This is a genomic window from Variovorax sp. V15, assembly GCF_041154425.1.
Lineage (GTDB): Bacteria > Pseudomonadota > Gammaproteobacteria > Burkholderiales > Burkholderiaceae_C > Variovorax > Variovorax guangxiensis.
Genome location: NZ_AP028659.1, coordinates 4,638,155 through 4,653,292, shown reverse-complemented (window position 1 = coordinate 4,653,292; position 15,138 = coordinate 4,638,155). Strand labels below are relative to the sequence as shown.

At 70.7% G+C, this 15,138-nt stretch carries 8 protein-coding genes; all 8 read right to left on the bottom strand.

The window, feature by feature from the left end:
- Positions 1-173 precede the first annotated feature (173 nt).
- The 8 genes from arsB to ACAM57_RS22015 all read right to left on the bottom strand — a co-directional run bounded on the left by arsB (position 174) and on the right by ACAM57_RS22015 (position 15,074).
- Positions 174-1,256, bottom strand: coding sequence for an ACR3 family arsenite efflux transporter (gene arsB, locus ACAM57_RS22050; RefSeq protein ID WP_369658926.1), 1,083 nt, complete (start codon positions 1,254-1,256; stop codon positions 174-176).
- A gap of 6 nt (positions 1,257-1,262) precedes the next feature.
- A complete protein-coding gene (locus ACAM57_RS22045) occupies positions 1,263-1,772 on the bottom strand; it encodes an arsenate reductase ArsC (protein ID WP_369658925.1) in 510 nt (169 codons plus the stop codon).
- Between the two features lie 23 nt (positions 1,773-1,795).
- Positions 1,796-2,230 (bottom strand): ArsI/CadI family heavy metal resistance metalloenzyme, encoded by a 435-nt coding sequence (locus ACAM57_RS22040; RefSeq protein WP_369658924.1) that lies wholly within the window; start codon positions 2,228-2,230, stop codon positions 1,796-1,798.
- Positions 2,227-2,568, bottom strand: coding sequence for an ArsR/SmtB family transcription factor (locus tag ACAM57_RS22035; RefSeq protein WP_369658923.1), 342 nt, complete (start codon positions 2,566-2,568; stop codon positions 2,227-2,229). Before ACAM57_RS22035 ends, ACAM57_RS22040 begins: the two co-directional genes overlap by 4 nt.
- Positions 2,569-2,640: 72 nt before the next feature.
- Positions 2,641-2,889, bottom strand: coding sequence for a hypothetical protein (locus ACAM57_RS22030; protein WP_184635936.1), 249 nt, complete (start codon positions 2,887-2,889; stop codon positions 2,641-2,643).
- A gap of 1 nt (position 2,890) precedes the next feature.
- Positions 2,891-3,193, bottom strand: a complete 303-nt coding sequence (locus ACAM57_RS22025; protein ID WP_369658922.1) for a hypothetical protein — start codon at positions 3,191-3,193, stop codon at positions 2,891-2,893.
- An 11-nt stretch (positions 3,194-3,204) separates the two neighbouring features.
- On the bottom strand, positions 3,205-7,062 hold the full coding sequence (locus ACAM57_RS22020) for an OmpA family protein (protein ID WP_369658921.1): 3,858 nt from the start codon (positions 7,060-7,062) through the stop codon (positions 3,205-3,207).
- Positions 7,059-15,074 carry an SdrD B-like domain-containing protein gene (locus tag ACAM57_RS22015; protein ID WP_369658920.1) on the bottom strand — a complete coding sequence of 2,672 codons (8,016 nt, stop codon included), beginning with the start codon at positions 15,072-15,074 and terminating at the stop codon, positions 7,059-7,061. The genes ACAM57_RS22020 and ACAM57_RS22015 overlap by 4 nt, the downstream gene beginning before the upstream one ends.
- Positions 15,075-15,138 lie beyond the last annotated feature (64 nt).

Below are 15,138 nucleotides of genomic sequence, written 5' to 3'. Positions count from 1 at the left end.
GTCTTGTGGGGCATGACGGAAAAATGTAGCAAAGCAGGCTCGACGCGCTTGTCGGCGTTTTTCCCGCGCTGCTGTGGCACACGCAAGAAGAGGCGAATCGGCAACGGTCGGGTTGACTCGCCGCAAGTCGCGGTGTGCGAAGCCTTCGCCGCCGCCGGCCCCGCCCGTACGCTTCAGCGCGGCAGCCCCTGCTCGTACCAGCGCCGTGACCGCGTCACGACCGACACGACGGCCAGCATGAGCGGCACCTCGATGAGCACCCCGACGACCGTGGCCAGTGCCGCTCCCGACTGGAAGCCGAAGAGGCTGATGGCAGTCGCCACCGCGAGCTCGAAGAAGTTGCTCGCGCCGATCAGCGCCGAAGGTCCCGCGACGCAATGCGCCACGCCGAGCTTGCGGTTCAGCAGGTAGGCCAGCCCCGAGTTCAGCACCACCTGGCAGAGGATCGGAACGGCCAGCAGCGCGATCACCATCGGCTGCGCGATGATCGCCTCGCCCTGGAACGCGAAGAGCAGCACCAGCGTGAGCAGCAGCGCGCCGATGGACCAGCGGCCCAGCCGCGCGCCCACGGCCTGCAGGCGCGACGGGCCCTTCTTCAGGAGATGCCCGCGCAGCAGCTGCGCGATGGCGACCGGCACCACGATGTACAGGCCCACCGAGATCAGCAGCGTGGCCCACGGCACCGTGATCGACGACAGCCCCAGCAGCAGCGCCACCAGCGGCGCGAAGCCCACCACCATCAGCGCGTCGTTGAGCGCGACCTGCGACAGCGTGAAGTACGGGTCGCCCCGGCAGAGCTGGCTCCACACGAAGACCATCGCGGTGCAGGGCGCCGCCGCGAGCAGGATCAGGCCGGCCACGTAGCTGTCGAGCTGGTCCGCCGGCAGCAGCGTCGCGAACGCATGGCGCACGAAGAGCCAGCCCAGCAGCGCCATCGAGAAGGGCTTGACGATCCAGTTGACCACCAGCGTCACGCCGATGCCGCGCCAGTGCGCCCTGACCTGCCCGAGCGCTGCGAAGTCGATCTTCAGGAGCATCGGCACGATCATCACCCAGATGAGCAGGCCCACCGGAAGGTTGACCTTGGCGAGTTCGAGGCGCGCCACCGCCTGGAACGCGGTGGGGAACCATTGGCCCAGGGCCACCCCGGCGACGATGCACAGCGCCACCCACACGGTGAGGTAGCGTTCGAAGCCGCCGATGGAAGGCTGCGCGGCGGGCTGGTCCGCGCCAGGCGGTGCAATGGAGGACGACATCGCGCGTCAGGACCCGGCCAGTTCGCGGGCGGTGGCCTGCAGCGCCATCCTGTCGAGGCTGGCCGCCGGCAGGTTCACCAGCAGCTCGAGGCGACGGCGGATGGCGTGCAGCGTCTGGCGGAAGGCTTCGCGCTTGCGGTCGTCGTCGCCTTCGACCGCCGAGGGATCGGCGTAGCCCCAGTGCGCGGTCGCCGGCTGGCCGGGCCAGTAGGGACAGGCCTCGCCCGCGGCGTTGTCGCACACGGTGACGACGAGGTCCATGCGGGGCGCATCCGGCTTCCCGAACTCGTCCCAGCTCTTGCTGCGCAGGCCCGATGTGTCGATGCCGGCCTTGTGCAGCACTTCGATGGCCATCGGATTGGGCTGCTGGTTCGCGCGCGGGCTGCTGCCGGCCGAATAGGCCCTGAAGCGGCCGGCGCCGATGTCGTTGAGCAGCGCTTCGGCAAGGATGCTGCGCGCGGAGTTGTGCGTGCACAGAAAGAGCACGTTGAGCGGGGCGGTGTTGGTGTCGGTCATGAAACGAGGAGGGGCTTGGTGGCTCAGCAGCAGGCGCTGGCCTTGCCAGGGGTGACGCAGCAGGCGGATGACCGCTCGCGCGCAATGCCGTGCACGGGCACCGTGTCGAGCGTGCGGTAGTGCTCCCAGGCGATGCCCTGCGGGTCGGTCACCCAGTGCTTGTCGCTGCGGGCGTAGCAGCAGGTGGTTTCGCCTTCGTCGAGCAGCGACCGGTCAGCCAGTTCGGCGCGCGAGCGCAGCTCCCGCAACTCGCCTTCGTCCTCTGCCTGGATGCCCAGGTGGTCGATGCCCTTGCCGCTGCCGAAGGTCGAGATGGCGAAGTTCACGCGCGGGTCTTCGAGCATCCACTTGGCATAGTCGGCCTCGACGCGCGCGGGCTCGGCGGCGAACAGGCTGGAATAGAAGGCAATGCTCTTGTGCAGGTCGTCGACGTGAAGGTGAACGTGGAATCGCTTCATGGGGTGGCTCCTTGGGTGTTGCAGGATCTGGTTCTGTCTTCCACCGCGCAGGGGGCGCCCGCACAGCAGTTCTCGGTGAGGAAGCCCAGCAGCGCATCCATCTGCTCGAAGGCGGCGCGGTAGACCAGGTTGCGGCCGCTGCGCTCCTGCGTGATGAGTCCGGAGTTGGTCAGCTCCTTCAGGTGGAACGAGAGGCTGGTGGCCGGCACTTCCATCGCTTCGACCAGCGCCCCGGGCGTCAGGCCCTCGGGGCCGGCCACGACGAGGGCGCGAAAGACGCGAAGGCGCAGCGGCTGGGCAAGCGCGGCAAGAGACTGAACGACTTTTGATTCTTCCATGATTCGAGAATATTTGAATTATTGAATGAATGCAAGCGCCATGTCGTGGGCGCCTGCATTGCTCCTGCCTGTTTATTCCGGCTGCTTCAGCTCTTGCGGCAGCAGACCCTTGGAGGAGGGCGGCGCCAGCATGCCGTGTTTCAGGCTCCATACGCACGCGCCGAGCCGCAGCAATCTCTCCACGTTGGCGTCGTGCAGTGGATTCTGCTTGTCTTCCCGCTCGATCAGCTCGCTGATGCAGGCGAGCGCGTCCGTGGGCGTGAAGCCCAGGCCGGCGCGCGCCATGCCGATCAACGTCACGAGAACATCCGTCTTCTTCATTTCAGCGCACGCCGGCGGCAAGCCGCATCTCGCTGCACAGCCGAGGGCCGTAGTCCTCGCTGCGCGCCGTGAAACCGTAAGCGGCGGCCCGGCGCAGCGCGAAGGCGGTCACGTCGCGCAGGTAGGTGCTGCCCGGCTCGCGGCCGGCGGCGGCGCGGGCCTCGAAGTCGGCCTGGAAGTCGCGGGCCCATTCCTCGCAGAGCCTGTAGCGCTCTCCTCGGGCGTCGAGGAAGCCCGCGCGCGCCAGCGTCTGCGCGATGTCGATCAGCGGCACGTTGAAGGGCATCTCCTTGGGTTCGCTCATGGCCAGCCTCTTCAGAACTTGCCCAGCACGTTCAGGAACCAGCCCTTGCTGCGGTAGCTCATGTCGGTGAGGTTGTCGGAGTAGTCGGTGAAGTTGTAGCCGACGCCGACCTTCAGGTTCTCGTTGACGTGGTAGTACGCGGCGGTGACCCAGCCGCTCTTGCGATCCTTGAGTTCCTTCGCGCGCAGGGTGCGCCATTCGAGCATCCAGTCCCAGTTGCGCACCAGCTTCCAGTCGACGCGCAGCACCGCGAGCTCGGCCGAGCTCTTGAACCACGGCGCGGAGCTGTCGCGGCTCGCGCGCAACTCGCCGCGGCGCCAGGCGTACTTGCCGCCCAGCGTCCAGCGCTCGTTGAGGTCCCAGGTGGCGTCGATGGCGAAGACGTGGCTGCGCTGCTGGTAGTCGACGCCGGTGGTCGAGACCGTGCCCAGCGTGGAATCGACGCCGCCCGACACCACCTGGCCCGGCGACGAGAGGTCGTACAGATAGGTGTACTTGAACAGCAGGTTGAGCCTGTCGTTCAGCGCCGGGCGCAGCGCGTAGCCCAGCATGGCCTCGGTGTACTTGGCCGCGGCCAGCGTGCCGGTGGTGCTGTCGCTGTCGGCCCAGTTGAACTTGCCGATCCAGCGCGAGTCGTCGTCCACCTTCCAGCTGAACGAGTTCTTCACCAGCCAGCTGGTGCGCGTCTCGGCGGTGGTGCGGTCCTTGCGGTATTCGAGGCCGCCGCTGTATTTCAGGCGCTCGCTCGAATAGCCGCTGGTGAAGGCCACGGCCTGGCGGCGCGTGGCGCCTAGCGTCTCGGCACCGATCCAGCCGTTCTCGAAGTTGACGCCGAAGGTCCAGCGCGTGTCGGGTGCGTACTGCACGCCGTAGGCATGCGTGAGGCCCGGCTGCGCGCCGGTGGCCTGGCGGTGCTCGGTGAAGAGCGTGAGGCCGTCGCCCACGCGCGAGCGCACGCCGGTCACCAGGCTGCCGCCGCGGCCGATGAGGTTCTCGTCGGTGCGGCCGGTGTCCGACACGTAGGTCATGTAGACGCTGGAGCGGTCGTCGTACTGGTAGTCGACGCCGGCCTTGCCCGCGAAGCCGCCGTCGCCGGTGGAGAGCTCGCCGCGCAGCGCCAGCTTGTCGTTGACGCGGTAGCGCCCGCCCAGGCCGATGCGGTCGTTCTCCAGCCGCGTGCCGGTGCGCCGCAGCGTCTTCTGCGCGAAGCCGTAGGCGCTCCAGCGGTCGGCGCCGGTGTATTCGAGCTGCACGGCCGCGTCGGCGCGCTCGCCAGACACCGCCTGCGTGGTCGGCAAGGAAGGGCTGGTGATGAGCGCGTCGCCGGTCTTGTCGTCGTAGCGCAGGCCCAGGCCCAGCTTCCACTCGGGCGACAGGGCGAGCGAGTACTGCGCGTCGAGCACGCTGCTGTTGTAGCCGTTCTGTTCGTCGCGGCGATCGGCCTTCAGGCGCAGCTCGCCGTTCTCCGCCTTCTCGCCGAAGGGCACGGTGGCCTGCACGCCGACCTGCCGCGTGGCGTTGCTCGCGTACTGTCCCGGCGCCGAGAAGCCGGCGCCGCGCGACTGCGCGTAGGCGCTCACGCGGCCGCCGCCGCGGATGTCGAAGTCGCCGAGGTCTGCCTGGCCTTCGAGGCGCCATGCGCTGGCGCTGCCGGTGGGGCCGTTGCCCAATCCGTTGGTCAGCGATCCGTTGCGGCCTGTGAAGCTGAAGCCGCCGTCCGTCGAGTCGAGCTGGCTGGTGCCCGGGCCCCGGCTGCGCGCGAACTCGCCCTTGAGGTAGGTGTTCTCGGTCTTGCGCAGCGTGATGTCGGCGCCGGCCAGGCGCTGGTCGCCGCCGATCTGGTCCTGCCGCGAGGCGGTGACACCCACGCCCACGTTGTCGTTGGCCCACCACGAGACGCGGCCGCCCACGGCCAGCGTGTCGAGCGATGTGGCCAGCGGCGTGTATTCGTAATCCACCACCAGGTAGGTCGGCATGCCGGTGAAGCCGCCGGCGCGCACCAGCGAGCCGTCGTCCGACAGGCTGGGCAGCGGCGCCGACAGCAGCACGCGGCCCTGCAGGTAGTCGATCTCGTAGTCGGTGGTGGGCACGAGCTGCGTGCGCTTGAGCACCAGGCCGGAGTCGCGGTCGCGGATCTCCAGCGTCACGCGCTCGGCGCCGTGCGTGATGTCCTGGTTGCGCAGGTAATAGAGCGAGCCGCCGGTGCCGCGGAACTCCTCGCGCGCGGCCAGCGTGCCGGGCTCGGCCGCGAAGGCGTCGATCTTCAGCCGCGCCTCGCCGAAGGAGGTCGACTCCTCGCCGAGGTAGCGGCCGTGGAAGCCGTAGAGGCCGCGGCTCACGCGGGTGAGTTCGGTGTCGCCGAAGTTGAGCTTGAAGTTGCCCCACATCGCCTGCGAGCGGCCGTCGTCCACGCGCAGGTAGAAGCGGCCCTGGGTGGGCGCGTCCTCTACGGTGGTGGAGTCGTCGCCGAAGGTGCTCCAGGAATCCTCGGGGTCGAAGCGGCGGAAGAGCGAGGTCGGGTCCTTGCGGTCGAGGTTGCGCAACAGCTCCTTCAGCGGACGCTCTTCGGTGTCGACGCTGGCGGTGAGCGTCCAGCGGTCGTTGAGCTGGCCCTTGGCGTAGCCGGCGATGCGGCCTTCGCTCCAGCCGCCGCCGCCGTAGCGGTTCTTGTCGTTGGTCATGATCGCGGCCGGGCCGCTCACGCTGTTGCTGCCCACGGTGAGGTCGGCCTGGCCCACGAAGAACCAGTCGCTGCTGGGCAGGTCGAAGTCGCGGCGGTAAACGCGCGTGGCGCCCTGCGCGTCGGTGACGGCGATCTCGCCGGTCTGCACGCGGCGCGGCACCAGCTGCTGGAACACGAAGCGCCCGCTATCGTCCACCGGCACCGCGAAGCCCAGCGCGCGCACGCTCTCGCCGGGGCGGATGGCCGCGCCGCTGGCGGTGACGGTGCCCGCGCTCAGCGGAATGTTGGCGATGGCGATGTTGTTCTGGCCATAGCCGCGCAGCAGCTCGCGCGCCGCGTCGGGCGGCGTGCCGGCCTCGGGCTTGTGGCGCTTCGCGAGCGTGAGCGAGAGGTCGTCGGTCTCGTCGAAGCGGCCCTGGCGGTCGTACACGCGAACGCGGTAGTAGAGCTTGCCGCTCGCGCTCTCGGGCAGGCGGTCGAGCAGGCCCTCGGGCACCTGCCACTCGCCGCGCAGGCCGGCGTCCAGCGGCACGGTGGCCAGCAGGCGGCGCTGCATCGCCTCGTTGGCGGTGTACACGCGCAGTTCGGCCTTCGAGGTGAAGAGCAGGTAGTTGCTGTAGCCCGCGAAGCGCACCGTGTCGCCGGCCACCACGGTGGTGGGCCAGGCGCTGGCGCTCAGGCGGCGCGGCTGCGAGAGGTTGTCGTACTGCAGGCGCAGCTGGTTGCGCTCGAGCTGCACGTCGACGCAACGCTGGCGGTCGGCGCTGGTGGCGCCGTCGGCCGCGGGCTGCTTGCCGTCGGGCGACAGCAGCTGGCCGTCCACGCTCAGGCGCAGCGGCGCGTCGTCGGTGCCGAAGGCGGTGAAGGTGCGGCACACGCCGGGGCCGGCGGGCGCGGCGACCGCCGGCGCGGTGGCGGGCAGCTCGCGTTCGCTGCTGCGCGGCAGGCGGCGTGCGCCGTCGATCTCCACCGCGCGCGGGTCGGCCGCGGCGTGGTCGAGCATGCGGCCGCGCACCGCGGTCTCCTGCGCGGCGGCCAGTCCCATGCCGAGGCAGGCGGTGGCCACGGCGCTCGCAAGGGCCATGCGCTTCGGAAGCGCCTTCTTCTTTCTTCTCATGTCGGCTCGCTCGATCGGGTTCGGTGTCTGTTGTCGGGTCATGGCGGCGGTGTCTTTTCCTCGCGTCATGGCTTGGCCTCCTCGGAAGAGGCGGCGGCAGGCACCAGTTCGATCTCGACGTCCAGGTTGAAGAGCGGCGGCTCGTTGCGCGAGGCGCGCTGCTCGCCGAGCTGCTTCCAGCGCGAGAGCACAGCGGCCTTCACCGCGTCGGTGCGGTCGCGGCCCAGCGAGGCGGGCTCGCCCGGCGCGGCCTTGTAGGCCAGCCGCAGCACCGATGTCTTCTCGGCCAGCACGGCGACCGTGCGGTCGAGTTCGCCCGCGAAGGCGGCGCGCAGCGTGGCGGCGCCTTCGTCGAAGGCCGCGCCCTGCAGCGCGAGGCGCACCACGCGGTGCACGGTGGCGCCGAAGTTGATCTTCAGCACCTTGCCGCGCGTGGCGCGCTCGGCCGCCGGGTTCTCGCTGGTGGTGCGATAGCCCGAAGGCAGGGTGCGCTCGTCGAGCTTGAGCACCAGGTTGCTGCCGGTGCCTTCCTTCGGTATGGCGGCGCAGGCGATGTGGTAGCGGCCCTCGGCGTCGGTGGTGGCCAGCACGCCGTTGACGGTGGCGATGCGCACGTTGGCCAGGCCCGGTTCGCCGTCGTCCTGGTAGCCGTTGGCGTTCCTGTCGTCGTAGACCTTGCCGATCACGTCGGTGCAGTCGAAGAGGGCGTCGGGCACCACGCGCACGCTGGCGGTGGCCAGGTTCGACAGCGTCCTGCCCCCCACGCCCTGCGTGGCGACGACCTGGTTGACGAACTCGCCTTCGCCCACGCCCACGCCGACGCCCGCGACCATCAGGTATTCCTTGGTCTCGTTGGGCGCGAAGTTCTGGCCGGGCACGATCACCTGGCGGCCGCTGACCTGCGGCACCACCGGCAGCGCCACGCCGCCGGGCAGCGTGCGCACGCTGAGCGAACCCTGGATGTACCGGAAGCCCGGCGGCAGCGTGTCGACCACGGCCACGCCCGGCACCGTGGTGCCGCGCGTGTTGCGCGCCGTGATGCGGTAGGGCAGCAGCTCGCCCTTCTTCACGGTGAGCTTCGAGGTGGTCTTGCGCAGCTCGATGAGCGTGGCGTCCGACGGATCGAGCGGGATGTTGTTGGCCACCACGTGCTGGCCGCCGCCGCCCGGCATGTTGAACAGCATGTAGTAGCCCGCGCCCGGCACCAGTGCCGCGCCGGGGCTCACCACGCAGGGCTTGGTCTGCGCGGGTGCCGGGCCGTTGGCAGGCGCCGCGCAGGACTGCGTGCCGAGCGCGCCGGCCGCGGGCGGGTACATCGAGGAGGGCAGGTAGGCCCCCGGCGGCGTGATGACGAGGCGGTACTCGCCAGCCGGTGCGCCCGGCAGCAAGAAGAAGTCGTAGTAGCCGCTGGTGCCGGTGGTGTAGCTGTCGCGTCCGTCGAGCAGGTGCTGCGAGGGGTCGAAGCCCGCCGGGCCGACCAGCTTCACCAGCGCGCCGGGCACGGGCGTGCCGCTCACGCTGTCATACACCACGCCGCCCGGGTCGTAGGGCAGGTCCTGCTTCTGGATGTTGGCGCCCGCGCTCACGCGCACCTTGATGCTGAAGCGCGGGTCGCTCGCGGCAGGCGTCGGGTAGGGGCCGTTGGCGCCGTTCTGCGCGGCATCGGTCGGCCACACGCCGCCCACGACGCGGCCGTCGGGCGAGCGGAAGCGCACGCGGTATTCGCCGGGCACGAGGTCGCCGAAGCGGTAGCTGCCGTCGGCGCCGGTGGTCACGGTGTAGAGAACGGTGGCCGCGTTCTCGGCGCAGGCGTTGCCGCCGTCGGCGCAGCGCATCAGCTCCACCGTCCAGCCTTCGCCCTGGCCCTCGCCCGATTCGCGGCTGCGGTTGTGGTTCTGGTCGAACCACACGGTGCCGGTGAGCGACGCGGGCTGGTTGCTGTGCTCGGTGAAGTCGTAGCCGGTGCCGTTGGCTTCCAGGCCGGTGAAGTTCACGCGGATCTGGTTGGTGCCCTGCGCGGTGCCGCCCAGCGTGCCGGGAATGGCGATGCCTTCGTCGTAGCCGCTCGGCTGCGTCTCGGTGACGGTGTAGCCCCCGCTGCCTGGCAGCGGAAGGCCGGGCAGCTCGTAGCGGCCGTTGGCGTCGGTGACGGCGGTGCGCGTCACCGGCTGGCCGGCCGCGTCGGTGCCGGTGAGCGTGATGGTCACGCCGGCGATGGGCAGGTCCTGCGGCTCGCGCTTGCCGTTGCGGTTGGCGTCGTTGTAGACCGTGCCCGCCAGCGATGCGCCGCGTTCGCCGAAGTTGTAGTTGTCGCCGTTGCCGCCTCGGTAGGCGATGGCGCTGATGACGTCGTTGCCCAGCGTGCCGGTGGCCGCGCCCTCGACCGTGCCCACGGCGTCGAGGCCGTCGGCGTAGGTCACGGGCTGCGTCTCGCGGATGGTGTAGCCCGCCGCGTCGGCCGGCAGCAGGCCGGTGAAGACATAGCGGCCGTTCGCGTCGGTGACCACCGTGGCGTTCACCGCGAGGCCGCTGGCGGAGCGGCCGGTGAGCGTGAGCGTCACGCCCGGGATGCCGGCCTCGGTCGGCTGGCGCACCCCGTCGTTGTTGGTGTCGACGTACACCCAGCCCGCGATCTGGCCGCCGCGTTCGCCGAAGTTGTAGTCGATGCCCGCGTCTTCCGACACCAGCGCGAGGCCGCCGAAGCGGTCGTTGGTGCCGCCGGGATTGGCGGTGCCGCGCGGCGCGCCGCCCACGGTGCCGAGCGACTCGGGGCCGTCGGCCACGCCGGCGGGCTGCGTCTCGTCGATCTGGTAGGTGCCGGGCGTGAGCGCGTCCACCAGGTAGTGGCCGTCGGCAGCGGTCTGCACCGTGCGGTCGACCGGGTTGCCCTGGAAGTCGGTGCCGGTCACGCGGATGGTGGTGCTGGCGATGCCAGGCTCGCCGGGGTCGCGCGTGCCGTTGGACGGTGCCACGTCGGCGTACACGTAGCCGGAGAGGCTCGCGGGCTTCACGGCCGAGAAGTTGTTGCCGGCGGAGCCTGCGCCCGCGGCGCCCAGCACGATGTTCTGGATCACGTTCGCGGTCGAGCCGTTGGGGCCGTTGGTCACGCCGCTGCCGCTGGTGGGCACGGATCCCGCCGTGCTGCCCGCACCGCTGACGGTGCCGGCGCGCGTGATGCCGGGCAGGTAGCCCGCGGGCCGCGCCTCGGTCACGGCGTAGCTGCCCGGCGCGAGGTTCGGGAAGCTGTAGTCGCCGCTGGCGTCGGTGGTGGTGGTGCGCGACACCGCCTGGCCGTTGACGTCGGTGCCGGTGAGCGTGATGACCACGCCCGCCAGGCCCGGCTCGGTGGCCGGCGCGCCCTGCGCGCCGTTGCCGTCGCGGTCGTAGTAGACGCGGCCCGAAATGCCGCCGGGCAGCAGTTCGCCGAACCAGTATTCGCCCTGCGTCAGCGGCACGTTGGTGCCCGGGACGGTCACGCCGCTGATGACGTTGCCGCCGCCTTGCGGCGTGCCGGGCTGGCCGTTGTTGTTGGCCTTGCCGGGCGCGTAGTTGGCCGGCTGCGTCTCGGTGATGGTGTAGCCGCCCGCGCCCGAGGGAGGCACGTTGCGGAACTCGTAGCCGCCCGGCGTGCCGGTGGCCACCGCGAGCAGGTTCACCGGGTTGCCCGCGGCGTCGGTGCCCGTCAGGCGCAGTTCGACGTTCGGGATGCCGGTGTCGCCCGCCTGCGGGACGCCGTCGTTGTTGCCGTCGACGAACACGCGCGTGGTGATGCGGGTGAGCAGCTCGCCGAAGTTGTAGCCGGTGCCGTTCACGTTGGAAGCCAGTGCGATGGCGTTCACCACGTCGTTGCCCGCGGTGCCGCCGGCGCTGCCGGCCGTGTCGCTGCCGTCGGCGAAGCCCGCGGGCTGCGTCTCGGTCAGCACGTAAGTGCCGGGCGTGAGGTTGTTGAAGGCGTAGTTGCCGGTACTGGCCGCCGTGGTGGTGGTCAGCGATACCGGGTTGCCGAACATGTCGGTGCCGGTGAGCGTGACGGTCACGCCGGCGATGCCGGGATCGCCCGGGCTGGCCGTGTTGTTGTAGTCGGCGTCCTGGTAGACGCGGCCGGCCAGGCTCGAGGCGCGCACCTCGCCGAAGTTGTTGGCGCTGGAGGCGCCGCCCGTGCCGAGCACGATGTTGTCGATGCGGTTGGCGTTGGAGCCGTTCGGGCCGTTGCCGGTGCCCGGCGGCACGGTGCCGGGCGTGCTGCCCGCACCGCTGACGGTGCCGGCACGCGTGATGCCGGGCAGGTATGCGGCGGGCTGGTCCTCCGTCACGCTGTAGGTGCCTGCGGGCACGGTGAAGGCCCAGTTGCCGCCCGCGTCGGTGGTGGTGGTCATCGAGACCGCATTGCCCGAGCTGTCGGTGCCGGTCAGGCGGATGGTCACGCCGGCGATGGCGGGCTCGCCGCCGTCGATCAGGCCGTTGCCGTTCAGGTCTTCATACACGCGGCCCGAGAGCGCGCTGTTCTGCACGGTCACGGAGCCGTCGTTGAAGTTGTTGCCGCCGTCCGGATCGGTGCCGCCGTTGGTGTCGCCCGAACCGGTGGTGACGATGTGGGCGCGGTTGGTGAGCACGGTGCCGTTGGCCGGCGCCGCGCCGCTGAAGCGCACCGGAATGCGCACGGCGGCCGTGCCGTTGGCCGGCATCGAAGCGATGGCGCAGCTCACGGCGCTGCTGCCGGCCGTGCCTGTGCAGGTGGGCGCGGCGGGCGTGAAGCTGCCCCCGGTCACGGTGAACACCGGCGTGCCGGCCAGCACCAGCGGTGCGGGCAGGTTGTCGGTGAAGGCGGTGGTCTCGGCGCTGTCGGGGCCGTTGTTGCGCAGCTGCACGATCCAGTCGAAGGGCACCGCCGAGGAGACGGTGCCCAGCGGCGTGTTGGTGCCGGCCACGACGGCGGCCTTGGAGACCACCTGCACGTCGGCCTTGAAGCGGAAGGTGGTGTTCTCGGCCACCGCGTTGTTGCCCTGCACGGTGTCGAAGGCGTTGCGCGCGGCTTCGAAGAAGTCGACCCTGGCGTTGTTCTGGAAGGTGCCGCGCGAAACGCCGCGCAGCACCACGCGGAACTGCAGCGTGTCGGGCTCTCCGGTCGCCCCCGACGAACCTTGCTTGCCGCCCAGCGTCGGGATGGTGAAGACAATCTGCCCGCCGGCCGAGCCGATCGCGGCGCCGTTGGCCAGCGCGAAGGTGGTGCCGCCCGGCGCGGTCACCGACACCAGCGTGGGCGGCGCCTCGCCGCTCGGCCCTGGCAGCGGCAGCGTGTCGACCATGCGCACGTCTTCCGCCGTCGAGGCGCTGTTGTTCGACACCGTGATGGTGTAGCCCACGTCGTCGCCCACGTTCACCGGGTCGACGTCGTCGCGCTTGGTGACGACCAGGTCGTACACCGGCGCACCGATGGTGGCCGGCACGGTGGCGTCGTTGTTGGTGGTGCTGATCTCCGGCGTGGCCGTGGAGACGTGCACGCTGTTGGTCACCGTGGAGCCGTTGAGCACGTACAGCGGCCGCACGCGCACCGTGACGGTCTGCTGCACGTTGCGGTCGAGCGAGGTCCACGCGCACTCGAGCTGGTTGTTGGTGGTGCCGGTGCCCGTGGGCTGGGTGGTGTTCGGCTGCGTGCTGCAGCTGCCGCCGCCCGAGGCTGTGGCCGAGATGAACATCAGGTTGGCCGGCAGCGTGTCGACCACGTGCACGTCGTAGGCGCGGCTCATGTTGCCCTGCGCGAGGCTCTGGTTGCGTGCCGTGAGCGTGTAGGTGAGCAGCTGGCCGACCGGCACCGTGGCGGGGCTTGCCGACTTGGTGACCGTGACATCGGCGCGCGCCAGCAGGTAGGCGGTGGCGCTGCCGTCGTTGTTGGCCAGGTTCGGATCGGCCGGCGTGGTTGCCAGCGCGTTGGCGGTGTTGTTGATCTGGAAGCCGTGATCGGTTGCCGATGCGCCGTCGCCGTAGTGCTTCGCGACCACCTGGATGACGGGGCACAGCGGCAGGGCGCTGGCGGGGTCGGTGCTCGCGCGGCAGACCGGCAGGGTCGACAGCGTGCAGTTCGACAGCGACGCCTGCCCGAAGCCGCTGCCGTTGGCCGGCAGCGCGCAGGTGCCCGCGAAGGTGCCGCCGTTGGGCGTCTGGGTGACGGCGCCCGCGCCGATCACCTGGGCGAAGGCGTCGGTGACGACCACGTTCTGCGCCTCGGAGGGGCCGGCGTTGACCACCTCGATCTGCCAGGTGACGTCCTGGCCCGCGACCTGCCGGTTGCCCGCGCTGTCGCCGATGCCCACCACGCGCTTGAGCACCTTCACGTCGGCCGCGGTGGCGCCGTCGTTCGCGCCGGTGCCCAGGCTCACGCAGTCGTTGCCGGTGTTGGCGTCGGGGTCGGCGCCGAGCGTGGGCGCTGCCGCGGGCAGCGCCACGTTCACGCACATGCTGTTGACGATCTGGCCGCCCGCCGGCAGCGACGGGATGGTGGCGTTCACGATGATGTAGCCGCCGTTGCGCGCGCTGCTGCCGTTGGAGGTGTCCACGCCGATGTCGGCCGCGAGCGTGCGCGTGCAGGTCACGGTGGCGGGGCCGGGCACCGGCGTCGCGGGCGTCGGCACGACGGTGGCGCCGCCCTTGGTCACCGTGCAGGTGTAGCCGTCGCGCTGGGTGACGCTGTTGATCTGCACGCCGGCGGGCAGGTCGTCCACCAGCTGGATGGTGCTGCCCGCGAGCAGGCGGGTGCCGCCGAGGTTGGTGCTGCCGACCTGGTAGTCGAAGGCCTGGCCCAGCGGCACGTTGTTCTGCGGCCAGCCGCGGCGCTTGTCGGCGCGGAAGTCGGTGGCCGAGACCGCCACGTCGGCCGGCACGCTGCCGGTGGCCGAGTTGGCGATGGGGCCGGTCGCGCTCACGGTGGCTTCGTTGACGATGCCGGTGCCGGCGGTCATCGCGATGACCGGCACCACGATGTCGCCGAGCGCCACGTTCGCGCCGCCGCTGCCGCCGATGTTGCTGCGCGTGCAGCTCACCGTCTGGCCGCTGGCGGAGCAGCTCCAGCCGGCCGGCTGGCTGGGCAGCGTCTGGATCGCGAAGTTGGCGGGAATGGTGTCGGTCAGCGTCACGCCCGTGGGCGCGGTGCCGCTGAAGCTCGGGCTCAGCCTGAAGTTGAAGCGCTGGCCCACCAGCAGCTGGCCGCCGTCGTGGCTCTTCGCGAGCGCGAGCACGTAGCCCGCCGTCACGGTGGTGTTGGCGGTGGCGCCGTTGTTGGTGGAAACGCCGTCCTCCACCGAACCCGCGGCCGCCACGGCCGGCTGGTGCGTGATGGTGGAGCCCGCGCCCGCGGTGACCACGGCGTTGATGCTGTAGGTGCGGCTGTTGCTGCCGGCGGTGGCCGGCGTGGCCGGCACGTTGCAGCGCAGTTCGCTGCCCGTGATCGAACAGCCCGAGGGCAGGCCGCTGCCCGACACCGACAGGCCCGTGGGAATCGGGTAGGTCAGCGTCGAGCCGGTGCTGGTGTCGGGGCCGTTGTTGGTGAGCGTGAAGACGATCGGCACCGTCGAGCCGCTCGGCGCGGTGGCCGGCGCGCTGATGGCCACCGCCACGTCGGCGCCCTGGTTCACGGTGATGATCTTCGTCTCGCTGGAGCCGCCACCGCTGGGTGTGGCGGTCACGGTCAGCGTGCCTTGCGAGACCGTGCGCAGCAGCACCTGGAAGTCGCGAAGCTGGTTCGCCGCGAGCGTGATGCCCGAGCAGGTCAGCGTGCCGGGGCCGGCCGTGCCCACGGAAATGGTCGCCGAGCAGCTGCCCACGGGGACCGTGCCGGTGCCCATGTAGATCGAATTGCCGGGAATCGTGTACGTGAACGACGCACCCGGTGCGCCGATCGGCAGGCTGTCGGTCTCGGCGATGGTGACGGTGCTCGTCACCGTGCCGCCGGCGGGAAGGATGTCCGGCGAATGCACCAGGCTCGACACCTGCGGCACCGCGTGCGCGGCCGTGGCGAAGAGCAGCCCCGCGAGAGGCGCGGCGATGCGCCTCAGGCAGTGCCGCAGTCGCGCGGCGTTGGAAGACAAGTCGCGGCGCTCCTGCGCGTGCGACAGATTCGATGGGGTCCTGAACATCCCGTCCCTCGTGATG